This window comes from Ruegeria sp. SATB045, from assembly GCF_059613525.1.
Genome location: NZ_JBXWSR010000020.1, coordinates 767601 through 792155, shown reverse-complemented (window position 1 = coordinate 792155; position 24555 = coordinate 767601). Strand labels below are relative to the sequence as shown.

The 24555-nt window shown below is 58.4% G+C and carries 20 protein-coding genes and 1 tRNA gene; 9 read left to right on the top strand and 12 right to left on the bottom strand.

The genetic code is table 11. The annotated features are described in order from the left end of the window. Positions 1-2: 2 nt before the first annotated feature. A tRNA-Asn gene (locus AC2FNR_RS11510) sits at positions 3-77 on the top strand. A gap of 20 nt (positions 78-97) precedes the next feature. Here AC2FNR_RS11510 and AC2FNR_RS11505 read toward each other — a convergent pair. The 4 genes from AC2FNR_RS11505 to zwf all read right to left on the bottom strand — a co-directional run bounded on the left by AC2FNR_RS11505 (position 98) and on the right by zwf (position 5595). Beyond that, a complete protein-coding gene (locus AC2FNR_RS11505) occupies positions 98-1717 on the bottom strand; it encodes a long-chain-fatty-acid--CoA ligase (protein WP_496849118.1) in 1620 nt (539 codons plus the stop codon). 149 nt (positions 1718-1866) lie between these two features. Then, complete coding sequence (gene pgi / locus AC2FNR_RS11500; RefSeq protein WP_496849117.1) at positions 1867-3474, bottom strand: glucose-6-phosphate isomerase; 1608 nt, start codon at positions 3472-3474, stop codon at positions 1867-1869. A 4-nt stretch (positions 3475-3478) separates the two neighbouring features. Next, entirely contained in the window at positions 3479-4150 is a 672-nt protein-coding gene (gene pgl, locus AC2FNR_RS11495) for a 6-phosphogluconolactonase (protein WP_170354309.1), read from the bottom strand. Further along, on the bottom strand, positions 4147-5595 hold the full coding sequence (zwf, locus tag AC2FNR_RS11490) for a glucose-6-phosphate dehydrogenase (protein ID WP_496849116.1): 1449 nt from the start codon (positions 5593-5595) through the stop codon (positions 4147-4149). Before zwf ends, pgl begins: the two co-directional genes overlap by 4 nt. A 163-nt stretch (positions 5596-5758) precedes the next feature. On the opposite strand from zwf, the gene AC2FNR_RS11485 reads away from it, so the two are divergent. Beyond that, positions 5759-6712 (top strand): radical SAM protein, encoded by a 954-nt coding sequence (locus AC2FNR_RS11485; RefSeq protein ID WP_496849115.1) that lies wholly within the window; start codon positions 5759-5761, stop codon positions 6710-6712. Here the strand turns inward: AC2FNR_RS11485 and AC2FNR_RS11480 are convergent. Further along, a complete protein-coding gene (locus AC2FNR_RS11480; protein ID WP_170354312.1) occupies positions 6709-7374 on the bottom strand; it encodes a lipid-binding SYLF domain-containing protein in 666 nt (221 codons plus the stop codon). The two genes, AC2FNR_RS11485 and AC2FNR_RS11480, sit on opposite strands and share 4 nt — an antisense overlap. A gap of 159 nt (positions 7375-7533) precedes the next feature. Between AC2FNR_RS11480 and AC2FNR_RS11475 the strand changes: the two genes are divergently transcribed. After that, entirely contained in the window at positions 7534-9078 is a 1545-nt protein-coding gene (locus AC2FNR_RS11475) for a caspase family protein (protein ID WP_496849114.1), read from the top strand. 4 nt (positions 9079-9082) lie between these two features. On the opposite strand, the gene AC2FNR_RS11470 is transcribed toward AC2FNR_RS11475, so the two are convergent. Then, the gene (locus AC2FNR_RS11470; RefSeq protein WP_496849113.1) at positions 9083-9352 is read right to left on the bottom strand and encodes an usg protein; all 270 of its coding nucleotides are present in this window, start codon (positions 9350-9352) and stop codon (positions 9083-9085) included. 194 nt (positions 9353-9546) lie between these two features. On the opposite strand from AC2FNR_RS11470, the gene gyrA reads away from it, so the two are divergent. Beyond that, positions 9547-12282: a DNA gyrase subunit A gene (gene gyrA / locus AC2FNR_RS11465; protein WP_170752886.1), complete on the top strand. Its 2736-nt coding sequence runs from the start codon at positions 9547-9549 to the stop codon at positions 12280-12282. Positions 12283-12468: 186 nt separating this feature from the next. Here gyrA and AC2FNR_RS11460 read toward each other — a convergent pair whose 3' ends face one another. The 4 genes from AC2FNR_RS11460 to AC2FNR_RS11445 all read right to left on the bottom strand — a co-directional run bounded on the left by AC2FNR_RS11460 (position 12469) and on the right by AC2FNR_RS11445 (position 17221). Continuing rightward, positions 12469-13722 carry a DsbA family protein gene (locus AC2FNR_RS11460; protein WP_496849112.1) on the bottom strand — a complete coding sequence of 418 codons (1254 nt, stop codon included), beginning with the start codon at positions 13720-13722 and terminating at the stop codon, positions 12469-12471. Positions 13723-13801: 79 nt separating this feature from the next. Then, entirely contained in the window at positions 13802-15271 is a 1470-nt protein-coding gene (locus AC2FNR_RS11455) for a carboxypeptidase M32 (RefSeq protein ID WP_496849111.1), read from the bottom strand. A 1-nt stretch (position 15272) separates the two neighbouring features. Further along, entirely contained in the window at positions 15273-16418 is a 1146-nt protein-coding gene (gene ctaA / locus AC2FNR_RS11450; RefSeq protein ID WP_496849110.1) for a heme A synthase, read from the bottom strand. 59 nt (positions 16419-16477) lie between these two features. Further along, positions 16478-17221 (bottom strand): RNA methyltransferase, encoded by a 744-nt coding sequence (locus AC2FNR_RS11445; RefSeq protein WP_496849109.1) that lies wholly within the window; start codon positions 17219-17221, stop codon positions 16478-16480. A 153-nt stretch (positions 17222-17374) separates the two neighbouring features. On the opposite strand from AC2FNR_RS11445, the gene AC2FNR_RS11440 reads away from it, so the two are divergent. From AC2FNR_RS11440 to AC2FNR_RS11425, 4 genes are all read left to right on the top strand, one after another. Further along, entirely contained in the window at positions 17375-17992 is a 618-nt protein-coding gene (locus tag AC2FNR_RS11440) for a thiamine phosphate synthase (protein WP_496849108.1), read from the top strand. Between the two features lie 45 nt (positions 17993-18037). Continuing rightward, positions 18038-18931, top strand: coding sequence for a PfkB family carbohydrate kinase (locus AC2FNR_RS11435; protein ID WP_496849107.1), 894 nt, complete (start codon positions 18038-18040; stop codon positions 18929-18931). Then, a complete protein-coding gene (locus tag AC2FNR_RS11430) occupies positions 18928-19833 on the top strand; it encodes a pseudouridine-5'-phosphate glycosidase (protein ID WP_496849106.1) in 906 nt (301 codons plus the stop codon). Before AC2FNR_RS11435 ends, AC2FNR_RS11430 begins: the two co-directional genes overlap by 4 nt. Before the next feature lie 63 nt (positions 19834-19896). Continuing rightward, positions 19897-20574 carry a DUF502 domain-containing protein gene (locus AC2FNR_RS11425; protein ID WP_170354323.1) on the top strand — a complete coding sequence of 226 codons (678 nt, stop codon included), beginning with the start codon at positions 19897-19899 and terminating at the stop codon, positions 20572-20574. On the opposite strand, the gene AC2FNR_RS11420 is transcribed toward AC2FNR_RS11425, so the two are convergent. Then, positions 20575-21600: a patatin-like phospholipase family protein gene (locus AC2FNR_RS11420; RefSeq protein WP_496849105.1), complete on the bottom strand. Its 1026-nt coding sequence runs from the start codon at positions 21598-21600 to the stop codon at positions 20575-20577. A gap of 15 nt (positions 21601-21615) precedes the next feature. Beyond that, positions 21616-22389: a 3-hydroxybutyrate dehydrogenase gene (locus AC2FNR_RS11415; RefSeq protein WP_170752866.1), complete on the bottom strand. Its 774-nt coding sequence runs from the start codon at positions 22387-22389 to the stop codon at positions 21616-21618. A 292-nt stretch (positions 22390-22681) separates the two neighbouring features. Here AC2FNR_RS11415 and AC2FNR_RS11410 point away from each other — a divergent pair, with 292 nt between their 5' ends. Continuing rightward, positions 22682-24496, top strand: a complete 1815-nt coding sequence (locus AC2FNR_RS11410; RefSeq protein ID WP_496849104.1) for an extracellular solute-binding protein — start codon at positions 22682-22684, stop codon at positions 24494-24496. The last annotated feature ends 59 nt before the right edge of the window (positions 24497-24555 follow it).

The following is a 24555-nucleotide window of genomic DNA, read 5'->3' as shown; positions in this document are numbered from 1 at the left end:
GTTCCGGCGTAGCTCAGCGGTAGAGCAGTTGACTGTTAATCAATTGGTCGTAGGTTCGATCCCTACCGCCGGAGCCATTCTCTCTAGTTCTACGGACCTAAGCTGTCAGTGCGTTTTCGAAATCTGCGCGCAGATTGCGTTTAAGCACCTTTCCCGTCGCGTTCAGCGGCAGTGCATCCACAAAGACCACCTTGTCCGGCACCTGCCATTTGGCAATCTTACCGTCAAAAAACGCCAACAGCTCATCTTCACTCGGGTCTTGGCCTTCAGCCTTGACCGCAACAAGTAAAGGGCGTTCATCCCATTTCGGGTGGGGAACGCCAATGACGGCAGCCGTAGCCAGTTTGGGATGAGCCACGGCGATGTTTTCCAGCTCAACCGAACTGATCCACTCGCCACCCGACTTGATGATGTCTTTGGATCGGTCCCGAATGGTCATGTAACCGTCTGGGTCCAGCGTGGCGACATCGCCAGTAGCAAACCAACCATCCTGCAGCAGATCATCATCCTGCATCTGGAAATAGTTATCCAAAACCCAATGGCCGCGCACCATCAGGTCACCTTGCGTTTCTCCATCATTTGGAAGTTCGTTCCCGTCATCGTCCACGATCTTCAGTTCGACCCCATAACACGGGCGTCCTTGGCTTTCGCGCAGCTTGTGTTGTTCTTCGATTGGCAGGTCACCATGCTTTGCCAAGGGGTAATTCGCGGTTCCAAGCGGGCTCATTTCACTCATGCCCCAAGCATGAACCGTGTCCACGCCATAGGTTTCGCGGAATGTCTCAATCATCGACGGTGGGCACGCGGCGCCGCCGATCACAGTACGTTCAAGGCTGTCTAACTTGCTGCCCGATTTCTGTGCATAGGCCAACAAGCCCTGCCAGATCGTCGGAACCCCCATTGCAAGCGTGACACCATAAGCGTCGATCAGCTTGACCAATGCTTCACCATGCAGATCCGGCCCAGGCAGAACCATGCGAGACCCCGACATGGCGCAAGCATAGGGTGAGCCCCACGCGTTCACATGGAACATCGGCACTACAGGCATGACCACATCCATCGCCGAATACCCGATCACGTCGCGCGTGTTTGAACCAAAGCTATGCAGCACAGTCGAGCGATGGGAATACAGCACCCCTTTGGGGTTTCCGGTCGTGCCAGAGGTGTAACACAGGCTGGATGCGGTGTTTTCGTCAAAACTCGGCCATTCGAAGCCCGCATCGCCTGTCTCGATCAGCTCGTCATAAAACTGAACACCGGGGACTTGGGCAATCACATCGTCGTTTCGCGGTCCCATCAGAACAAAGTGTTCGACCTCGGTCAGATGATCCTTCAACGCCGCGACCAGAGGAATAAAGGTCGCGTCGAAGAACAGCGCACGGTCCTGCGCGTGGTTGATGATGTAAGTCAGCTGTTCAGGGAAAAGGCGGGGGTTGATTGTATGACAGACAAACCCGGCACCAGAGGTTCCATAATAGATTTCAAGATGCCGACGATTGTTCCATGCCAGTGTACCGATCCGCGCTTGAGGCTCTAGCCCCAGTGCCGTCAGCGCCGACGCCAGCTTGCGCGCGTTCTTGGACACTTGTGACCAGTTGCTTTCGGTCACCGACCCGTCTGTCTCGACCGAGATGATCTCGGTTTGGCCGTGGTACCGATCCGCGTGCACAATGAGCGACGAGATCAGCAGCGGCTGCGTCATCATTTGTCCTAGCATGGACATCCTCCCTTTATTGATACCGCTTCTTGTCGGCGGCACCACATATTAGCTCGGCCAGTTGAAAGACCAAGTGATTGGGAAAACCCTGCCAAGCAATCCGTTGCCTTACAACAAGTTTATGCGCCCGCACGGCGGCAAGCAGAGGGTTACTCAGCCCGGTGTCGAAACGCGTATTCGACCAAGGCGGCAGTCGAACCGTCTTTTCCAGCGGTGTCTTCCTCTCCGTCCACGATCGGACCCAGCGAAGTCGCAAGCTCTTTACCCAGTTCGACACCCCATTGATCGAACGAGTTGATACCCAGCAGAACACCTTCGACAAAGACGCGGTGTTCATAAAGCGCAATGATCTGACCCAGTACAAAGGGTGTAAGCTGCGGATAGATCAACGTGGTCGACGGACGATTACCGGGAAAGACACGGTGGCGCGCCTGACGTTCTAGCTCGGCCCCGTCCAGCCCCTTGGCGGCCATCCGGTTTCGCGCCTCCTCCAAGGATCGACCTCGCATTAACGCCTCGGATTGCGCCAGACAGTTGGACAGCAACAAGCGATGATGATGGGCCAATTCAGGCTCGTGCCCTTGGGCTGCGACCATGAACTCGCACGGGATCACGTCGGTGCCTTGGTGGATCAGTTGGTAAAAGGCATGCTGACCGTTGGTTCCGGGTTCCCCCCAAACCACAGGCCCCGAGGGTACATCCAAGGTTGAACCATCCATCGCGACGGATTTGCCGTTCGACTCCATCTCAAGCTGTTGGAAATAGGCGGGCAGACGCAGAAGACGTTGATCATAGGGCAAAACCGCTCGGCTGGCGTGCCCCAGAATTTGCCGATGCCAGATGCCCACAAGGGCCAGCATAACAGGCATATTCTCGATCCAATCGGCGGCCCGGAAATGAACGTCCATCGACTGAGCGCCGCGCAAGAATGCATAAAACGCGTTCGATCCCACGGCGATCATCACCGGCAAGCCCACCGGCCCCCAAACCGAGTATCGCCCGCCGACCCAATCGGCAAACCCGAACACGCGCTCTTCGGGTATGCCAAAGGCCCGGGTTTTGTCCATGGCGCTTGAGACGGCAGCGAATTGGCGTGCCGGATCGCCGCCCCCCTCGGACATCCAAGCCCGTGCCGTACGGGCATTGGTCATGGTTTCGATCGTTGTGAAGGTTTTCGAGGCAACAATCACCAGAGTACGCGTCGGGTCCAGTTGGCGCAGAATATCTGCGATATGCGCCCCATCCACATTGGATACATAGTGTAGCCGAGGGCCGTCGTGATACGGCGACAGCGCATGCGTCGCCATCACCGGCCCCAAATCGGACCCGCCAATGCCGATATTCACCACATCGGTAAAACTGCCCCCTGCCCCAGCATAGGTTCCCCCACGCACTTCTTCCGCAAAGACCCGCATCCGTTGCAGAGTGTCCAGAACGTCGGGCATCACATCCAGCCCGTCGACCTGGACCGGGCCACCGTCGAGGTTACGCAGCGCTGTATGCAAAACTGCGCGGCCTTCGGTTTCGTTGATCTTAGCGCCCGAGAACATGGCGTCACGACGATCAGCCAGATTCGATTGGTCGCAAAGACCGATCAGAGCTGAGCGAATGTCGGCGTCAATTTGGGTCTTGGAATAGTCGAACAACAAATCACCGGTCGAGGCTGAAAACGCCTGCGCCCGGTCGGGGTCCTGATCGAACAGCTGCAGAATGGTCTTTGTGTCGCCCGACCGACTCTTGAGATCATCCAGTTTCATCGTCTCACTCCGCCCAATGAACTGTCATACCACTGAGTACAGCACCAATCGGTGCCTCTTCCGGTGGCAAGGCCATCGCCTTGTTCAAAGCGTCGCGCTTGGCCGCGCCGAAAATAACCAGATGCTTGGACAGCGCTCCGTCCAGTACGGGTGCCGTCAGCGAAATGCGTGCTTCGGGCTGGGTCTGTGTACGCGCAACAGCCAGCGGCGGTGCGTGACTGTCCAAGGCAGCGGCAAGCCCCTCCATCCCCGGAAACAGCGAGGCAGTGTGCATGTCCTCGCCCATGCCCAGAACCAGGACAGACAAGGGCAGAACCGGGGAGATAAGGCTTTCGATCTCGGGCAGAACTGCGTCCGGGTCTTTACCGTCGACATACAGGGGAACATATTGCGCGACCGAAGCGCGATTTGTCAGCAAGCGTTGACGGATCAGTCGTTCATTCGAACGCTCGCTGTCACCGGGGACGCAGCGTTCATCGGTGGGCAGGATGCGAACGCGGTCCCACTCCAGATCAGCGGCGCACAATCCGTCAAAGATCGGCCCCGGCGTGGTGCCGCCGGGCACCGCGAACGAGACCATGTCATGGTGCAGCAAGGCGGCCTCAAGCTCTCCGGCCAACGCGTTGGCAACGTCGATAGCCAGCATGTCCCGGTCGGGGTATTCCTGAATTTTCATGGGTTTATTCCTTGCCAGCGGCGACCGTCTCGTTTCATCAGCAGCTCGGCGTCGCCCGGACCTGTGCTGCCACTATCATATGGTTTCGGCACATCGCCGCGCGCCTGCCAACCTGCAATAACCGGATCGGTCCACGCCCATGCGGCCTCGACCTCATCGCCGCGCATGAACAGGGTCTGGTTGCCGCGTATGACGTCCATCACCAACCGCTCATACGCGTCGGGTGGGTCCTGATTTTCCGGCCCCAATGCCTCGGCAAAACTCATGTCCAGCGGCACGTCGACCAAACGCATACCGCCCGGCCCCGGCTCTTTGATCGTCACCTTCAAGGTGATGCCTTCGTTTGGTTGCAGCCGGATCGACAAGACATTCGCGTGCCGGCCGGCGTCAGCGCCAAAGATCGAGTGCGGCGCGTCTTTGAACATTACGTTGATCACCGAAGACCGCGCGACCAACCGCTTGCCGGTGCGCAAATAGAATGGAGTGCCCGCCCATCGCCAATTGCTGACATGCGCCTTCAGCGCCACGTAGCTTTCCGTGGTCGAGCGCGGATTGCCTACGATTTGGCGATACCCGGTATCCTCATCCTCGAACTGGCCGCGAACGATATGGTGCGGCTCGACCGGGTCCAGAGCGCGGATCACCTTGAGCTTTTCGTCCCGCACGGCGTCGGGGTCAAACTTCGCCGGAGGCTCCATCGCGATCAGGCACAACAGCTGCATCAGGTGGTTCTGCATCATGTCACGCATCGCACCCGCGCGCTCGTAATACTCTTCGCGCCCGTCAATCCCGACGGACTCGGCCACCGTTATCTGGATGTGATCGACATATTGACTGTTCCAGAGCGGTTCGAACAGCATGTTTCCAAAGCGCACGGCCATCAGGTTCTGGACCGTCTCTTTTCCAAGGTAGTGATCGATCCGGTAAATCTGTTTTTCCGAGAAATAAGCGGCCAAAGTCGCGTTCAGCGCCTGAGCACTGGCCAGATCATGGCCAAAAGGCTTTTCCACCACGATCCGCGTCAATGGTGAAATCAGGTCATGAGCCTCGATCCTCTCGGCCAAGGGTCCGAACAAGTTTGGCCCTACTGAAAAGTAGAACGCCCGGACCCGATCGGGTTGGAGCTTGTCCGCCAATTGCGCCCACCCATCCTTTGACGAACCGTCAAGCGCGACATAATCGATACGCTGTAAAAATGCCTCCAACGCAGGACCGTTTTTGCACTGCTTTGCAGCGAATTTCAAAAGCGATTCGCGGACGACTTTACGAAACGAAACGCTGTCATAATTGGTCCGCGCAGCCCCGATGAGTTGCGCGCCCTCGGCCCATTGCCCGGCGCAAAAACGGCGAAACAGCGCCGGCAGGATCTTGCGCTGCGCAAGATCACCGGTTCCGCCAAATATGACCAGGTCGAACGGATCAACAGGGATAACACGAGAAACCATGTGTTTTCCTTACCTTGCCCTCTGGATTATGTCCAATGTTAGCGCAACCATCGAGGCCATTATCCTCATCTTCAAAACTTTGTCAGGTCGTTGATGTCGCACTTAACGAACCCATATTAAACAGCTAATTCAGTGACATGACTTCAAAGAACCGGATACCGGAATGAAAGACAACGTCCCAAGCAGCGCCAATATCGGCAAATTTCAGGACAAGTTGGTAACAGCGGACGGGCAAAACCGTGCGACGGTGGCGTTGAAGAACCCCGAAACGTTGTGGTTCAACACTGGTACCTTGTGCAACATCGAATGCCAGAACTGCTATATCCTCAGCAGCCCGACCAATGACGCGCTGGTCTATATCACTGCTGACGACGTGCGCGACTATCTGGACCAGATCGAGCAACGAAACTGGCCCATACGCGAGATCGGCTTTACCGGCGGCGAGCCGTTCATGAACCCCGAGATGATCGACATGACCCGCGCCGCTCTTGAACGCGGTTATGAGGTTTTGATTCTGACCAATGCGATGGTGCCAATGATGCGCCGGAAGATGCGCGACGGACTGCTGGCGTTGCAGCAGGATTATGGGGATAAGCTGACCCTTCGGATTTCCGTCGACCACTACAACCCTGCCCTGCATGATGAGGAGCGCGGCAAAGGCAGCTTTGCCAAGGCTGTAACCGGAATGGAGTGGTTGCGCGACAACGGGTTTCAGATGGCAGTTGCCGGTCGTACCGTGTGGGGCGACAGTGATGCTGACAGCCGGACCGGATATGCGTCATTCTTCCAGCAACACGGTTTTGACATTGACGCGCAGAACCCGGCTCAAACCGTTCTGTTCCCCGAAATGGATGAAACCGTCGAAGTACCCGAGATCACAACAGCTTGTTGGGGCATTCTGGACAAATCCCCCGAAGCCGTCATGTGTTCGAATGCGCGGATGGTCGTGAAACGCAAAGGCGCGGAAAAGCCCTCGGTTCTGGCCTGCACCTTGTTGGCGTATGAGCCCGAGTTCGAAATGGGGTCCACTCTGGCCGAAGCCGAAGCGGACGTGCATCTGAACCATCCTCATTGCGCCAAGTTTTGCGTGTTGGGTGGTGCGAGCTGTTCAGGCTAGTTCAGTTCAGGAGACTTCCAGTATTTTGTTCCCGAAGCCCCTGCGGACACGCGCCAGCCTTTTTTACTGAGCACAAAGAATGACCGCCCATCGGTAAAACGCAGGGTGTCGCCCTCTTTTTCGTAGCCGTGCATGGCTTCGGCTTCTGCAGTTGCATCGTATCCTTGGTCGATAAACTTGTCCAAATCTGCCTGAGTTTCGAACAGGATCACATATTTCGTTTCAAATCCGCCAATGCCAAGCGCAGCTCCTACACCGCCCGTGCCCATGTTCATGTAGGTGTGCTCGCCCGTTTCTTTCGAAACGGCCACCCCACGCCCGTAACCTGCGGCAACCGGGAATACAGTGATTTTACGGGAATCAAACACAGCATACCCTGCGCTAACGTCATATAGCGCCTGAGCCTGTGGGTTTTCGACCATGAGCTGGTTCAAGATCTGGCTGGCCATAGCGTCTAACTTGGCACGCGTTTCTTCCGGTGTGGCCTCGTTTGACAAAAGTTCAGTGGTCGAATCTACGGTATCACCGACAGCATCGACACCTTTGCCGACAGTTTGCCCGACCTTTTCCGCGCCTTTTTTTAGGTTTCCCATTATGCCGTCCGCCAAAACCGGACTGCCCAACATGGTCGCGACTGCGATCACGAAACTTAACCTGTTCATCTGCTCCTCCTCGAACGGTCACTCTTTAGAACAGATCATAAGCAAACACGCTTCAAAATCTACGATCCATGCCCGACAAGGCAATGTAATCGAAGTCACTGACCTTTTCACTGCTACACGCTATGTTTTCCGCAGGTCGACTTATGAAAGGTAGCCCGGATGAAATGGTTTTGGATCGTTTGGTTTGCGGTCATTGGCATGCCCTTGTTCGCGCAAGAGCGTCTGGCCCTCGTCATCGGAAATGACAGCTACGATACGGTGGTCGATTTGCAAAAGGCCGTGGCCGATGCCGAGGCAGTGTCGGAAAAACTGCAAGGTTTGGGCTTCCAGACAATCACCGGCCTCAACCTTGATCGTCGCGGCATGAATCAGCGCATTTCAGAATTCACATCTCGACTGGATGCGGGCGATACCGCATTTGTTTTCTTCGCAGGACATGGCGTTGAAATCGACGGAGAGAATTATCTGCTGCCGACCGACATTGTAACCCCCACGTCCGGCGAGACCGGCTTTGTAAAAGCCGAGTCCATAGCCCTGTCGAGCCTGTTGGATCGTGTGCGTGCCACTGGTGCGCGGACCTCTATCGCGATCATCGATGCATGCCGCGACAACCCTTTTGAAACGACGAATGGGCGCAGCATCGGCGGAACACGTGGTCTTGGTCGGATCAACACTCCGCAAGGGATGTTTGTGATTTTCTCGGCTGGCGCTGGCCAGATGGCCCTGGACCGGCTGAGCGATGAGGACGCGGCGCAAAACTCGGTGTTCACCCGCGCCCTGCTGCCGCGTCTGTCAGAACCCGGGCTGGAATTGCGAAGTATGGTTGCCGACCTGCGTACCGAAGTGCGTGATCTGTCGCGGACTGTTCAGCACAATCAGGTGCCTGCTTATTATGACGAATTGCTGGGTGACTTCTATTTCACGCCCGCCGCTCTGGAAACCACGGAAGTCGCAGCGGCGCCCGCAACGGATATTCGCGCCGATCTGAGCATTGCGCGGTCCGTGGGCACGATTGCCGCTTTCGACACGTTTCTTGAAAACTACTCGGATCAATCTGATGATTATTCCTATCAAGTTGCACTGCAACTCCGAGAGGTTTTGGTCAGCTCAGATACCTTAACGCAGACCGATGACACTGCTCCCTTCGACACTGAGCTGCCAGTTGTTTCCGATGACATTAAGGTCATGCGCGAAACACAAGCTGCATTGAACAGGCTTGGATGTAGCGCCGGTGGAGCGGACGGAATCGCAGGCCCTAGAACCCGACGCGCTTTTGCCAACTATCTGTCCGCCAGTGGCTCGGAGCTGGGCGCTGATGATCTGGGCACGAAACACGCGCTCGAGGAGCTTGACGCAAAAAGCGGAACGGTCTGCAAAGCCGTGGCCTTTGCCCGAACACCGACAGCACCGGCTGTGACCCTGACCGGAAGCTGGAAATACAAAGCGACCTGCGCCTTGGTCATCAAGGTTACGGGATCAATCAATTATGCCAACGCGGGCGGGAATAAGTTTACCGGAAGCCTCACTGATTCTTTGGGACAGAACGCCAACACTGTGGTCTTTCTGAACGATCAGCAACTCAGCGGGACAGATTACTTCCCGGGCATAACGGTGACTTGGCGTGGACGCCTGTCCGAAGATGGCAACAGCTTTACAGGCAGCGGTTCAACCGGCTGCTCAGTCTATGCATGGCGGGTCGGCTGATCCGCTAGTTTACTCGAAACTCACCCACTATGTTGCGCCATTCGCCCGGCGCGATCATCTTGCGATGCGTATAGCGCACGGAATGCAGCGGGCCGTCGATCTCACGCTGCCAGAATTCGATGAAATCGAACAGTTTCGGATGGTCCGGGGCAAGATCGTAATCCTGCCAGATGAACGTGTTCAGGACGTGGATATAGTCGGGCATGTGATAGAAGAATTCCGCCGTTGTCAGCCCGTACCCTTTCAGCATCAATTCGGTTTCGCTTTGCGTCATTCAGACCTCCAAGTTTATTGCAAGGTCTCTTTAGGGTAGCACGGAAACCACCTAATACTTGGATAACAATATGTTACCCAACTGTTACCCTGGCTTTTTCGGCGGAAATGATCAGCTTGCTTGCACCTTATGTGCCGGGTCTGATAGAGTGCATCCACAAGATATAGACCCAAGCTAAAGATCGGGCAGTTTACGTGAGCGATACGCCAGAAACCCCAGAAAACATGGATGAAACCCCGCCCGAGCGCCCCGTTTATGACGGTCCGACGGTGTCTATCGAATCCGAGATGCGCACGTCCTATCTGGATTATGCCATGTCGGTCATCGTCAGCCGCGCGATCCCTGATCTGCGCGACGGGCTGAAACCGGTGCACCGGCGGATTCTGTATGCGATGCACGAAACCGGCAACACGCATGACAAGGCCTATCGCAAATCGGCCCGTCCGGTCGGCGATGTGATGGGTAAATACCACCCGCACGGTGACAGCGCGATTTATGACGCGCTGGTGCGGATGGCGCAGGATTTCTCGATGTCGCTGCCACTGCTTGACGGTCAGGGCAACTTTGGCTCGATGGACGGCGATAACCCGGCGGCCATGCGATATACCGAAGTGCGGATGGACAAGCCCGCCGCCTCTCTGCTGGCCGATATCGAAAAAGAGACGGTCGATTTTCAGGACAACTACGACGGTAAGGATAAAGAGCCGACCGTCCTGCCCGCCCGGTTCCCGAACATGCTGGTCAATGGTGCCGGCGGTATCGCCGTGGGTATGGCGACGAATATCCCTCCGCACAATCTAGGTGAGGTGGTCGACGCCACGCTGGCGCTGATCGACGATCCGGACCTGACGTCGGAGCAACTGATCGAATACGTCCCCGGCCCTGATTTCCCGACCGGCGGCGTCATGCTGGGTCGGTCCGGTGCGCGCAAAGCTTATCTGGAAGGACGCGGCAGCGTCATCATCCGCGCCAAGACCCGCGTGGAAGAGTTGCGCAAGGACCGCTACGCCATCGTCGTGGACGAGATTCCCTATCAGGTGAACAAGGCCTCGATGATTGAAAAGATCGCCGAGGCGGTGCGTGAAAAACGCATCGAAGGCGTCGCTCATGTGCAGGACGAATCCGACCGCAACGGCGTACGTGTCGTGGTCGAGTTGAAACGCGATGCGACGCCTGAGGTGGTGCTGAACCAGCTTTATCGTTTCTCGCCGATGCAGACGTCCTTTGGCTGCAACATGTTGGCGCTGAACGGTGGTCGGCCCGAGCAGCTGACTCTGCGCCGGTTCCTGACCTCGTTCATCGACTTCCGTGAGGATGTCGTCGCCCGCCGCACCGCCTATGACCTGCGCAAAGCGCGGGAACGCAGCCATATCCTGTGTGGCCTGGCTGTGGCCGTTTCGAACGTAGACGAAGTGGTTGCCACCATCCGTTCGTCGGCTGACGCGGCTGAGGCGCGCGAGAAACTGATGACGCGCCGCTGGCCTGCGGCCGAGATCGAGGGCTACCTGCGTCTGATCGACGATCCTCTGTCCAAGATGAACGACGACGGCACCTATAACCTGACCGAGGTTCAGGCCCGCGCCATTCTGGAACTGCGCCTGCAGCGACTGACCCAACTGGGCGTCAAAGAAGTCACGGACGAGCTGGAGCAACTGGCGGCCAAGATCAAGGAATACCTCGATATCCTGTCCTCACGCGAACGGATCATGTCGATCATCGGCGATGAGCTGCGCGAAGTCCGTGAGCAGTTTGCCGTCCCCCGTCGCACCGAGATTGTCGATTGGTCGGGCGACATGGAAGACGAGGACCTGATCGAGCGGGAAGACATGGTCGTAACCGTCACCTCGGGCGGTTATATCAAGCGCACGCCGCTTGCCGATTTCCGGGCGCAAAAGCGTGGCGGCAAGGGCTTGTCGGGAATGCAGACCAAGGAAGAGGACGTAGTCACCACCCTCTTCGTGGCCAACACCCATACGCAGCTGCTGTTCTTCACCACGGACGGCATGGTCTACAAGCTCAAAACCTGGCGCCTGCCGCAATCCGGGCGCACCGGCAAAGGCAAGGCGATCGTCAATATCCTGCCGATCCCGACCGGTGTCTCCATCGCAGCCATCATGCCAGTGGATGTGCCGGATGAGGAATGGGAAAACCTGCAGATCATGTTCGCCACCAGCGCGGGCACCGTGCGGCGCAACCGCCTGTCGGATTTCACCAACGTCAAGCGCAATGGCAAAATCGCCATGAAGTTCGAGGACGAGCACGCCGACACCAAGCTGATCAACGCGCGCATCTGTTCCGAAGATGACGACGTGATGCTGGTTACCAAATCCGGCCGCGCGATCCGCTTCCCGTCCACGGATGTGCGGGTGTTCAACAGCCGATCCTCGGTTGGTGTGCGGGGCGTGCGCCTGAACGGCGAGGATGAGGTTGTTTCGATGTCGATCATCCGTCACTTCGACGCGAGCTCGGACGAGCGCGCGGCTTACCTCAAGATGCGCCGCCTGATGGCCGGTGTCACCGATGAGGCCGAGGGCGATGACGAAGAAGGCAACGCAGATAGTGTTCTGCCGCAGGAACGCTACGCCGAGATGTCGGCAGCCGAAAACTTGATCCTGACGATCACCAAGGGCGGTGCAGGCAAGCTGAGTTCCAGCCACGATTACCCCGTGCGCGGGCGTGGCGGCATGGGCGTTGCGGCGATGGACAAAGCCATGCGCGGCGGAGAGCTTGTGGCCTCGTTCCCGGTCGAGATCGACGATCAGATCATGCTGGCCACCTCCAAGGGGCAGTCGATCAGGGTTCCGGTCGACGGCATTTCTTTCCGGTCGCGCAGCGCGGGCGGCGTGCGGGTGTTCAACACCGGGAAAGGCGAAGAGGTCGTTAGCGTCGCATGGATCGCCGATCAGGGTGACGAAGAAGCCGAGGAATAGGCAAAACTGCTAACAACAAATCCGGCCCCGCACCTTTTGCTGCGGGGCTTTTTTTCTGAATGAGAAACTTGGTGTTGTGGCTGAATGTGCTGAGGAATTACCTCAACTTGGAAACGCTTGGGGGCGGCCTGCGCGATCATGTTCTGGGCAATTTATAGCGTCTTTCCAATCCGTTCGGCCGTGAAACTAAGCCTTGCCACGCAACAGGTCTGCCAGAACCCAAAGCCGATCCTGGCCCCATACGCTTTGACCCGCGAGGTGAAAACTAGGAACCCCCCAAAGACCTATTTGCTGCAGTCTGGCCTGGTTGGCTTCAACCCTGTCGCGCCAGTGTGAGGATTCAATCTCCCCCCTCGCCGCGTTCCAATTCAGGCCGGCAGCCGTGACAATATAGGCCAGCCCAGCATCGGTGCTGGCATCCATCCCCTTGGACCAGACCGCCGTCATGAAGGCCGAGCAATATTCGGCCAGCCGCCCTTGGGCCTCGGCATGGTCCAACAAAGCGTATCCACGTTCGACCCCCGCACCCAACGGGTCGCTGATGCGGCCAAACGGGATGCCCAGCCGCCGCGCCTCGCGGGCGCAATCCTTGAGAATGTATGAGGATTTGGCACTCGGAACCGGAAGCCCCCGCATCAGCATCGGCAACACGGGTCGAAGGATCAGTTTCGCATTCGATCGGGCCGTCAAATCCCGGACGCGATCAAATGCGAGGTAGGAATAAGGGCTGCGGAAAGAAAAGAAGAACTCCAGTTCCTGTCCCGCAGCATCGAGCGTGGGTTCGCTGATCTCGGGCACGATAAACGGGTTTGCTTGCCCCAGCCCAAGCGTCTCAAGCCGAGTTTCCAAATAGGAGAGCCGGTCTGGCCCCCAATAGCATTCACCACCATAGGAAACCGTACCACCCAGGTAATGCCCCGCGGCCTGCAACGCCCGATCGCCATCTGCACGCGCGTGTATCGGATCGGCCTGCGGCCCATCGGGTATGTCCTTGGCTGACCAAAGCATTTGGCTAATCTGCGAAGCCGCTTTGACAAAATCCGCCCCGTTCAGCTCGGCTGCAAGCCGCCGCTCGGCCAGATCAAATACGGGACCTTCCGGCGAAATATTTCCCGGCGCATTCAAACCCAATCGTTTTGCCCATCTAACAGAATCCAGCAGAACGTTGTGCCGATATTGTTCTGGCGCAGGCAGGATATCTGATGTCGGGCGAGACATGAGATGCGGTTCGATCCGCACGTCATATTTGTCGCGAAGTTGGCCAAGAAGTTGCACACTCAGGTGACAATAAGGATCGCTCACGTCGTGGAAGTATTGAACAACATGAGGTGTGCGGCTTAGCCGTCGACGTGTTTCCCGCACCGTTCGGCGTGCGCTTTGCAATCCCTCGCTTGTCAGGACGACGGCAGCGTGCGATTTGACCTTATTTCTGAACGACATGCGCTCCTCCCAGAACATATCCGGGATAGTTTATCGGTTGAGGCGGTAATTCCCATGCCTCAACACAAGAACGTGAGGATTACAGCGCGTAAAGCTGGCCGAATTTGGCTTCGAGATAGTCCAGCAAAGGACCGGCCTCGGGCTCGATCCCGCTGGCGCGTTGGATGGTTTCGCGTGGGGCATACAGCCCACCGTGGCGTTGCAGGTTCTCGCGCAGCCAACCGGTCGCGGCGGACGTGTCGCCCTGCGCCAATTGCGCGTCCAGATCGGGCAGCGACGCGCGCAGAGCCTCATACAGACACCCGGCATAGACATTGCCCAGCGAATAGGTCGGGAAATAGCCAAACAGCCCCACCGACCAATGCACATCCTGCAAACACCCGTTCGAAGGCTTGTCGACCGCATAGCCAAAATCGGCCTTGAAACGGTCATTCCACGCGGCTTCCAGATCGCTGACCTGCAGGTCTCCGGCCATCAAGGCGCGTTCCAGATCAAAGCGCAGCATGATATGCAGGTTATATTGCACCTCATCGGCTTCGGTCCGGATATAGCCGTTATGGACACCATTGACGGTTGCATAGAATGCGTCGGCGTCGCTGATCCCGAAATCGCCAAACGCCGCTGTCATCTGATCGAATAGCCAGCCGGTAAAGGCGCGGGAGCGGCCCAACTGGTTTTCATAAATCCGGCTTTGGCTTTCATGCACACCCATCGACACCCCACTGCCCAGCGGGGTCAGCGCATAAGCTTGGTCGATGCCTTGCTCATAAGCGGCATGGCCGACCTCATGAATAGTCGAGTAGAAGCAGTTGAACGGGTCGGTTTCGCTGGTGCGGGTTGTGATGCGCACATCCAACCCACTGCCCGAGCTGAACGGATGCACCGCCTTGTCTACGCGGCCCGTGTTCAGATCATAGCCAAAAGTGGTCGCCAGTTTCTGCGACAGGCGCATCTGGGTCAGTTCGTCAAAAGTGCCGGTCAGGGCTTGCGGCGCGGGGCGATCCAGAACAGCGGCGCGCAGGGCCACCAGGCGCGGGCGCATCTGGTCGAATATCTCGGCAATTTGAGTGCCCGTGGTGTAGGGTTCATAATCTTCGACCATGGCGTCATAAACATCACCGCCTCGCGCTAGCGCCGCGCCCTCTTCACGTTTCAGGGCAACGACCTCATGCAGCACGGGCAGGAACGTGGCCACGTCTTCGTCCGCACGGGCCTGCGCCCACGTGCCCTGCGCAGCGGATGTGACACGCGCAATCGCCTTGGCCAAGTCAGCGGGAACTTTGACCGTGCGCTCATAGGATCGGCGGATTTCGCGCAGCTGCGCCTTGCCGACCTCATCCTGCGGGTCGGCCTGATCCAGCCATTCAGCCACGCGCGGGTCGGATCGGCGCGCGTGCAGAACAGCTTCGATGGCGGCCATTTCTTCTGCCCGTTGCGGCGCGGCCCCGCGCGGCATCACGGTTTCCTGATCCCAGCCCAGCCGCCCGGCAATCTGCTCCAGCGCCGAGGTTTCCCGTTGAAAGGCCATCAGGTCGTCAAAGGTGGTCATGTCACGCTCCGCGGATCGAGGTTGCGATTGGGTAAGCGGTCAGGAAACGCGCGCGCAGGATCAGGGTCCAGACGACCACGGCCATGAACTGATGGACAATCGCGATCTGCCACGGCGCGGCATAGACCACGGTCACAATCCCGATCACCACTTGCAGCGCCAGCGCTGCAAAAGCCGCGTTGAAGGCAAACCGTGTTTGCGGATGCGCGCTGGTGCCTCCGCGCCGCCAGACGATGACGCCGAAGATCAGCAGCAGATAGCCCGCGCAACGGTGAATGAACTGCACCAGACCGGGACTTTCGAAGAAGTTGCGCCACATCGGCTCTAGCATCGTGGCGTCGGGCGGCAAAAGCTGCCCGCCGATCAGAGGCCAGTCGGTATAAGAGCGCCCCGCGTCGATCCCGGCGACCAGTGCGCCAATCAGAATTTGCAGGAATGCGAAATGCATTAAACCGGTCGAGAGCGAAAACAGCTTTGCCTCTTTCGCGCGGCGCGCTTGCATCAGGTCACGCTCCTCGCGACCCAGCTCAAAGATGTACCACGCCAGGAATCCAAGGATCACAAAGGCCAGCCCCAAATGGGTGGCCAGGCGATAGCTGGCAACGGCGGTCATACCCTCGCCCTGCGTCACGCCCGAAGCGACCATCCACCAGCCAACGGCCCCCTGCACACCGCCCAGAACACCGGGGATCAACAGCTTGCCGGTCCAACCCGTTGGGATTTTTCGCGCGACGAGGAAACCAAAGAACCCGATGGCCCAGACCAGACCAATCACGCGCCCCAATTGGCGGTGACCCCATTCCCACCAGTAGATGAATTTGAAATCGTCCAGCTCCATCCACTGGTTCTGGATGCGCCACTGGTCGATTTCCTTGTACTTGTCGAACTCGGATTGCCAGTCGGCCTCGGACATCGGCGGGATGGCCCCGGTGATCGGACGCCATTCGGTGATCGATAAGCCGCTGTCGGTCAGGCGCGTCAGGCCACCCACAGCGATCATCACCACGACCAGCGCAAACAGCACCATCAGCCACGCCCGGATCGCCTTACGCGCGCCACCTCGGCCACGGTCAATCATACCGGGCTGAACCGCCTCTTGTTTCTGGTCGCCCGAGACCTCTTCGAAGATGCTGCGCTTGCCGCTCATGCTGTCCTCATGTCCTTGTTTCGTCGCACGCTAGGGTGAAGCGGAAGATAGGTCCAGCCTTAGCCCTTGTCCTTCCAGCGGACCATCTGCCGCATGATCCCGTGCAGCATCTGCACATCGGCCCGCGTCATCCGCATACGCGACCACAGGTTGCGCAGGTTGGTCTTCATCCCTTCGGCCTTTTCGGGCGGGTAGAAGAACCCCGCCTCCTCCAGCCGGTCTTCGTAATGTTCGACCAGCTTTTCGACCTCGATCCCGGTGGCCCAGTCGCCCTTGCCCAGATCGGTGGCCTCATGCACCACATCCGCGCTTTGGCGCATCCACTCATAGGCGGTCAGCAACACGCATTGCCCGAGGTTGAGCGAGGCATATTCGGGGTTCACCGGGACCGAGATGATGGCGTTGGCCTTGGCGATATCCTCATTCTCAAGCCCCGCGCGTTCGGGGCCAAACAGCACGGCAACCTTTTCGCCCGCCGCAACCTTTTCGGCGGCGATTTGCATGGCGCGTTCGGGGCTGTAGACCGGCTTGGTCAACCCGCGCTGACGTGCCGTAGTGGCGAAGACAAAGGTGCTGTCAGCCAACGACCCGGCCAGATCATCAAACAGCTGCGCCTCATCCAGCAACCGCCCCGCCCCGCTGGACATGGCTACGGCCTTGGGGTTCGGCCAACCGTCACGTGGCGCAACAATCCGCATCCGGTCCAGCCCGAAATTCCACATCGCCCGCGCGGCAGCACCGATGTTTTCGCCCATCTGAGGGCGCACGAGCACAAAGGAAGGCTGGGATTTGTTGCTGGGCATGGCTGTCTCCGAAAGTTCCGCCTGCTGTAATCGGCACATTGGCGCAGGGCAAGCCGTCCGGGCGGCCAATTGCACCAATATCCGGCTAAAAAGTTTGCTTCCCCGGCCCAATCCGCTAAACCGCGCCAAAGACTGAAAGCGAAGGACGCGCCAATGGACACCCCCGAGCAGCCGCAGATTTACCTGATCACCCCGCCCACGATCACCCTAAGTACCTTCCCCGAGCAGCTGGGCCGCGTGCTGGACAGCAACGAGATCGCCTGCATCCGCCTCGCCTTGGCGGGCAGCGACGAAGACACAATCGCCCGCGCTACCGATGCCTGCCGCGAGGTTGCTCATGCGCGGGATGTGGCGATCGTGATCTCGAACCATGTCCTGCTGGCGCAGCGGCTGGGGCTGGACGGGGTGCATCTGGATGACGGTGCGCGCTCGGTCCGGGCAGCACGCAAAGAACTGGGCGCGGATGCCATCGTCGGCAGCTTTTGCGCAGCCTCCAGCCATGATGGTATGACCGCGGGCGAGAACGGCGCGGACTATGTGGCCTTTGGCCCGGTTGGCGCGTCTGCCTTGGGCGATGGCACAATCGCAGAAAAAGACCTGTTCCAGTGGTGGTCCGAGATGATCGAAGTGCCGGTTGTGGCCGAAGGCGGCCTGACCCCCGACCTGATCCGCGCGCTGTCGCTGCACACCGATTTCTTCGGCATTGGCGACGAGATCTGGTCGCAGGACGATCCGGTTGCCGCGCTGAAAGCCCTAACCGACGCGATGTGAGCGTTAACCCTTGCACCTGCCGTGACGCTGCGGCATGACACGGGCATGACTCAGACTAGCGAAATACTGTGTATCGGCTCGGTCCTTTGGGACGTGATCGGGCGGTCTGCCAGCGCCATGCGGCAGGGGTCAGACGTGCCGGGACGGATCACCCGCCTGCCCGGCGGCGTGGCCATGAATATCGCCATGACGCTGGTGCGGTTCGGTATGACGCCCACATTGCTGACCGCAATTGGCCGCGACCCTGAAGGCGACGAACTGGTCAATGCTTGCGCACGGCTGGGCATGGTCACGGATCACGTCTACCGCTCGCAGGATTTGCCGACCGACCGCTATATGGCTGTCGAAGGTGCCAACGGGCTGATCGCCGCCATTGCGGATGCCCATTCGCTTGAGGCTGCAGGCGCGAAAATCCTTCGTCCCCTGATGCACGGGCCACTAGGTTTCGAGAACACACCGTTCGAAGGCCCCATCGCATTGGATGGCAACCTGACGCTAACTTTGCTGGAAGAAATCGCCCAAAGCCCGGCCTTCGCAAAAGCCGATCTGCGCGTGGCCCCTGCCTCACCCGGTAAGGCCGAGCGCCTGTTGCCCTTCCTCAAACACGCCCGCGCGACGCTCTACGTGAACCTCGAAGAGGCAGGGCTTCTGTGTCAGCGCGAGTTCACCGATTCCGAATCCGCCGCCAAAGGTCTGCTGGATCGCGGCGCCTTGCGAGTGCTGGTCACAGATGGCGGCAACTCGGCCACCGTGGGCACCGCAGATGAGATTCTGACCCAAACACCCCCGTCCGTTCTGGTCACGCGCGTGACCGGCGCGGGCGACACTTTCATGGCGGCGCATATCGCGTCCGAGGCCGCCGGGGCCGCCCCCGACGCAGCCCTGACCCGCGCCCTGAACGCCGCCGCCACTTACGTTTCCGGAGAAACCCCACTGTGATCGACATCCACTACTCGGCCGAGGTCCGCGCCGCCAAAGACGCAGGCCACCCCATCGTTGCGCTGGAAAGCACCATCATCACTCATGGCATGCCCTACCCTCAAAATATCGAGGTTGCGGCGCAGGTCGAGCAGGATATCCGCGATGCAGGGGCCGTTCCGGCGACGATTGCAGTGATCGACGGCGTGCTGAACGTGGGGCTGGAAGCGGATCAGCTCAAAGCGCTTGGTCAGGCGCAAGGTGTCGCCAAAATCTCGCGCGCGGACATGGCGGCCTGTATCTCGACCGGCGGGACCGGGGCCACCACCGTCGCCGCAACAATGATCGCAGCGCATTACGCTGGAATTCAGGTCTTTGCCACCGGCGGGATCGGCGGCGTGCATCAAGGGGCCGAAACTTCGTTCGATATTTCAGCGGACTTGCATGAGTTGGCTCAAACCCCTGTGACTGTTGTGGCCGCCGGTGCAAAAGCCATCCTCGATCTGGCCAAAACGCTCGAGGTACTGGAAACGCTGGGCGTTCCGGTCATCTCGCATGGTCAGGACGAATTCCCCGCCTTCTGGTCCGCCAAATCCCCGTATGCGGCACCATTGCGCATGGACACAGCCGAAGCTATCGCCAAGGCCCACGCCACCCGCCGCGCCCTCGGGCTTCCCGGTGGGCAACTTGTGGCCAACCCGATTCCCGACGCAGATCAAATCCCGGCCGAGGAATTGGCCCCAATCATCGCCTCGGCCCAAGCAGACGCCGACACGCATCGGATCACAGGCAAAGGCGTCACCCCTTACTTGTTGCAACGCATCTATGAACAAACCGAGGGGCGTTCGCTGACCGCAAACATCGCATTGGTTAGAAATAACGCAAAATTGGCCGCCGGAATCGCACGCGCCCTGTCCGAGTGAGCAAAGCTATTGTACCAAGGCCCCGGACTGCTTAACTAAATCGGCAAATCACTCAGGACCGCAATGAACACGCCCTTTGACGAAGAACCTCACCGCCGACCGGGCCTGTTTTCCCGGCTGCGCGCGTCATTCTTGACGGGCATCGTTGTCATTGCGCCGGTTTGGCTGACCATCTGGCTGATCTGGTCCGTCGTGGGCTGGATCGACAGCGCGGTCCTGCCGCTGATCCCACAGAAATTCCAGCCATCCGAATATGTGGGGGTCAACCTGCGCGGCGTGGGCGTGGTGATCTTCCTGATCTTCACGGTGCTGGTCGGCTGGATCGCCAAAGGCATTCTGGGCCGCTCGCTGATCCATTTCGCCGAAAGTCTTGTGAACCGGATGCCTGTGGTGCGCTCGGTCTATTCAGGGATCAAGCAGATTTCAGAGACGGTCTTTGCCCAGACTGAACGCTCTTTCGAGAAAGCCTGCCTGATCCAATATCCCCGCCGGGGCATCTGGGCGATTGGCTTCGTCTCGACCACGGCCCGGGGCGAGGTCAACGACCGCGCCGAGACCGGCGGCAACTTGCTGAGCATTTTTGTCCCAACCACGCCTAACCCGACCTCGGGCTTTTTGCTGTTCTTCCCCGAAGAGGATGTGATCCTGTTGGACATGTCAATCGAGGACGCCGCCAAACTGGTGATCTCGGCCGGGCTGGTTTATCCGAATGATAAAGACCCGACCCAGCCGCCAGAGTGATCAGCTAAACATTTCGGGCAGGTTTACAGTACTTTTCTGACCCAGATCACCCTTGTGATCGACCAGAAAACGATCAGCTGCCCTGCGCCCGGCCTCTTTCAATTTGTGCAGGATCACCGGGTTCGGCACCGTCTTGGTCGCCACCGACAGATCGTTCATCAAATCGTCATCGGCAATCATATGCACCAACACGCGGCTCATCTCACCCGCCTGCAGCTTGCCCTCGGCCAGCAGGCGCTGCACGAAACTGATCGCGCGCAGCTCTCGGAACAGGGATGAGTTGAAGCTGATCTCATTGACCCGGTTCTGGATTTGCTGTGGGGTCTTCGGTACCTCGTCGCGCTCCAGCGGGTTGATATTCACGATCACTACGTCATCTGGCAGGTCTTTGTTGAACAAAGGATACAGCGCCGGATTGCCGGTGTATCCCCCATCCCAATAGGCTTCGGTCCGGTCCGATTTGGGATCAAAGATTTCAACCGCCTGAAACAGCGTCGGCAAACAGGCCGAGGCCAAAATCGCGTCGGTTGAAATCTCATCCCCCGTAAAAACACGAATCTTGCCGCTGCGCACGCAGGTCGCGCAAACGTGCAGGCGCGGGCCTTCATCCGCACAGACCTGATCGAAATTGAATCGGTCGACCACAGGCTCCAGCGGATTGCGGTAGAACGGGCCGTAGGCATAGGGCGAAACCAGCCGCGACCACGCATCGCCCACGGAAAAGGGCAGCGAATATTCCATCGCCTGCGCGACCTGAGCGGGTTCAATCGCTTGCATCCAGTTGGCCAACCGCATGTCGCCCACAGCGCCCATCCGCTCCCATAGTCCGTTCAGGTTGGCACGCGCCCCGTCGCGCCCATCACGCACCATGCCAGACTTGAACGCCGCCCCGTTCAGCGCCCCGGCCGAGGTTCCGGTGATCGCCGCAACCTCGATATCCTCTTCATCCAGAATCCGATCCAACACGCCCCAGGTAAACGCCCCGTGCGCGCCACCGCCTTGCAAAGCCAGATTGATGCGTTTCACCGAAAAACTCCTGACTCAGAGCGCGGTCCAGCCGCCATCCACAGAAATCGTCGTCCCCGTGATCTGCGCCGCCGCGTCCGAGCATAGGAATTGCACCGTTCCGCCAAGCTGTTCGACCGTCGCAAACTCTTTGGATGGCTGGCGCTGCAACATGACGTTTTTGATGACGTCCTCTCGACTCATGTTGTATTCCTTCATCGTATCAGGGATTTGCGCCTCGACCAGAGGCGTCAGCACATAGCCCGGACAGACAGCGTTGCAGGTGATCGGCTCCTGCGCCGTCTCCAGGGCAACCGTCTTGGTCATACCCACAACCCCATGCTTGGCCGCCACATAGGCCGCTTTGAAAGGCGAGGCCGTCAGGCCATGAGCCGAGGCGATATTGACCACACGCCCCCACCCTGCCTGCCGCATCATCGGCAGCGCCGCAGCAGTTGTATGAAAGGCCGAGTTCATATTGATCGCGATGATTGCGTCCCACTTGTCGACCGGGAACTGATCAATCGGTGCGACGTGCTGAATGCCGGCATTGTTGACCAGAATATCGCAGGCCCCGGACTGCTCGATCAGGGCGCGGCACTCATCACCTTTGGACATATCAGCTTGAATGTAGCGCGCCTTTGTACCGGTCTCTTTTGAAATCTCTTCGGCTAGGGCATGGTCTTCATCCCTGTCGGTGAACGAGTTCAAAACCACATTCGCCCCGGCCTTGGCCAGCTCGCGCGCGACGCCAAGTCCGATACCAGAATTCGACCCCGTGATAATCGCCGTTTTTCCCGTCAGGCTCATGCCGCCTCTCCCTTGCAAACCACTTTGGGCGCACAGTGCCATGCTGCACCTGCAAAGGGAACGGGAAACATCGAAGCTTAGTTTCAGACATGCATACCGCCCAAAAAAAACGCCCGCACGAAGCGGGCGTTAAGTTATTGAGGCAGGTTTCATACAGGCAAGAAACCTATCGAGCAGTGCACCCTTTATAAGCAATTCCACGCCTTCGTCCAAGCTAAAAGTTTGATAATAAGAAAAATCATCGGTACGATGAATCCCAACAAAATAAGGCCAGAGCAGGATTGTTTCCAAAATGAGCCCCGATTTTCTTCGTCCCGTTCGCCTTGTGATCACGGGAATCACTATTGTTTTTGCCGCTGCGTCAGGCAATGCAGAATCGGCCCATGGCATAGCTATGTACGGCGACCCGGCACTACCACCGGATTTTGTGTCTTTGCCCTATGCAAATCCAGACGCGCCCAAAGGCGGCAAAGTCGTTTTCGGGAACACCGGCGGCTATAACAGTTTGAACCCGTTTGTGCAAAAAGGGACCTCCCCTTGGCAATTGCGATTTTGGACCCACGAAAGCCTGATGGGACGTTCTTGGGACGAACCTTTCACTCTTTACGGGTTGTTAGCCGAATCAGTCGACACTGCGCCGGACCGCTCTTGGGTCGAATTTACGCTGCGCGAAGACGCTCGCTTCTCGGATGGAACATCGGTCACGATAGACGATGTTATCTGGTCGTATGAGATATTGGGAACTGCAGGTCACCTGCGCTATCGCGGCTTGTGGGGCAAAATAGACAGTATCGAACAGATCGGCCCCCGCTCTGTCAGGATCACCTTCAATGAACCCGATCGCGAATTGGCCCTGATCGCCGGTCTGAGACCTATCCTTCAAAAAGCGCAGTGGGAGGGAAAGGATTTCGCGAATGCCCCGTTGCAAGACATTCCCCTAGGTACCGGACCGTATTTGGTCGACAGCTATGAGGCTGGCCGCTACGTGAACCTGCGTCGCAATCCAGATTACTGGGGGGCAGATATTCCCTTCCGCCGCGGCACGATGAACTTGGATGAAATACGGATTGAGTTCTATGGCGACGGGACCGTCCTGTTCGAAGCCTTCAAGGCCGGAGAACTGACGGCCGTTCGCGAGTTCAACGCGGACAATTGGGACACGCAATATACATTCCCAGCAATTCAGCGTGGAGATGTCATCAAGACCGAGATACCCCACGGCAAGCCCTCAGGAATGACAGGGTTTGTGATAAATACACGCAAGGCGCCGTTTGACGATTGGCGTGTACGCGAGGCATTGATGCTGGCGTTCAACTTCGAGTTCATCAACGACACAATCACTGGCGGCGCCCAACCAAGGATCACTTCATATTTCTCAGGCTCGGAATTGGCCATGCAACCCGGCGCGGCGACGGGGCGGGTTGAGGAGCTTTTGCTGCAATTCGAGGAGGATTTGCTGCCAGGCACCCTTGAAGGGTATTCTCTTCCCGAAGGCGACGGATCCGCGCGCAACAGGGCCAATATCCGCAAAGCATCCCAATTGCTTGCCGAAGCTGGGTGGACCATTCAAAATGGAATGCTGCGCAACGCGGAAGGTAAGCCATTCACACTTAACGTCCTCTTGCAACAAGGCGACAGCGAGGGTGAGACCGCAATCGAAATCTATTCCCGCGCACTGGAACGCCTTGGGATTCAGGTCAACATCGAACAAGTCGACAGCGCTCAGTTCACTGGACGGACTGGCGATCTGGATTTCGACATGACCTTCTTCCGCCGAGCGCTGTCGTTGTCGCCCGGCAATGAACAACGCTTGTACTGGGGTAGCGACAATGCCGACTCGCAAGGAACACGCAACCTGATGGGGGTGGCGTCACCTGCTGTCGACGGGTTGATCGACGCTATGCTGGCATCAGAAAGTCGCGAGGACTTCGTGGCCGCCACACGGGCGTTGGATCGGGTTCTGACCGCTGGCCGTTATGTCATTCCAATTTGGAACTTCGATGTCGGGCGTATTGCGCATGCCAAAGAGTTGAAGCAGCCAGAGGTCCTGCCAATCTACGGCGACGGGCCGGAGTACATGCCCCAGGTTTGGTGGTACGAGCCCTAGCGGCTTTCAACTCTGGCACCTGAAGGTCAGAAAAGGCCCTCGGCGGAAATCAGCACAAA

Bases quoted from the DNA above. Each gene is read 5' to 3' on its own strand.
- AC2FNR_RS11475 (WP_496849114.1), top strand. From the start codon at position 7,534: ATGAAATGGTTTTGGATCGTTTGGTTTGCGGTCATTGGCATGCCCTTG.
- AC2FNR_RS11505 (WP_496849118.1), bottom strand. From the start codon at position 1,717: ATGCTAGGACAAATGATGACGCAGCCGCTGCTGATCTCGTCGCTCATT.
- AC2FNR_RS11440 (WP_496849108.1), top strand. From the start codon at position 17,375: ATGGACACCCCCGAGCAGCCGCAGATTTACCTGATCACCCCGCCCACG.
- AC2FNR_RS11445 (WP_496849109.1), bottom strand. From the start codon at position 17,221: ATGCCCAGCAACAAATCCCAGCCTTCCTTTGTGCTCGTGCGCCCTCAG.
- AC2FNR_RS11410 (WP_496849104.1), top strand. From the start codon at position 22,682: ATGAGCCCCGATTTTCTTCGTCCCGTTCGCCTTGTGATCACGGGAATC.
- AC2FNR_RS11425 (WP_170354323.1), top strand. From the start codon at position 19,897: ATGAACACGCCCTTTGACGAAGAACCTCACCGCCGACCGGGCCTGTTT.
- AC2FNR_RS11455 (WP_496849111.1), bottom strand. From the start codon at position 15,271: ATGACCACCTTTGACGACCTGATGGCCTTTCAACGGGAAACCTCGGCG.
- ctaA (WP_496849110.1), bottom strand. From the start codon at position 16,418: ATGAGCGGCAAGCGCAGCATCTTCGAAGAGGTCTCGGGCGACCAGAAA.
- AC2FNR_RS11485 (WP_496849115.1), top strand. From the start codon at position 5,759: ATGAAAGACAACGTCCCAAGCAGCGCCAATATCGGCAAATTTCAGGAC.
- AC2FNR_RS11470 (WP_496849113.1), bottom strand. From the start codon at position 9,352: ATGACGCAAAGCGAAACCGAATTGATGCTGAAAGGGTACGGGCTGACA.
- AC2FNR_RS11415 (WP_170752866.1), bottom strand. From the start codon at position 22,389: ATGAGCCTGACGGGAAAAACGGCGATTATCACGGGGTCGAATTCTGGT.
- AC2FNR_RS11435 (WP_496849107.1), top strand. From the start codon at position 18,038: ATGACTCAGACTAGCGAAATACTGTGTATCGGCTCGGTCCTTTGGGAC.
- AC2FNR_RS11460 (WP_496849112.1), bottom strand. From the start codon at position 13,722: ATGTCGTTCAGAAATAAGGTCAAATCGCACGCTGCCGTCGTCCTGACA.
- zwf (WP_496849116.1), bottom strand. From the start codon at position 5,595: ATGGTTTCTCGTGTTATCCCTGTTGATCCGTTCGACCTGGTCATATTT.
- pgl (WP_170354309.1), bottom strand. From the start codon at position 4,150: ATGAAAATTCAGGAATACCCCGACCGGGACATGCTGGCTATCGACGTT.
- pgi (WP_496849117.1), bottom strand. From the start codon at position 3,474: ATGAAACTGGATGATCTCAAGAGTCGGTCGGGCGACACAAAGACCATT.
- AC2FNR_RS11480 (WP_170354312.1), bottom strand. From the start codon at position 7,374: ATGAACAGGTTAAGTTTCGTGATCGCAGTCGCGACCATGTTGGGCAGT.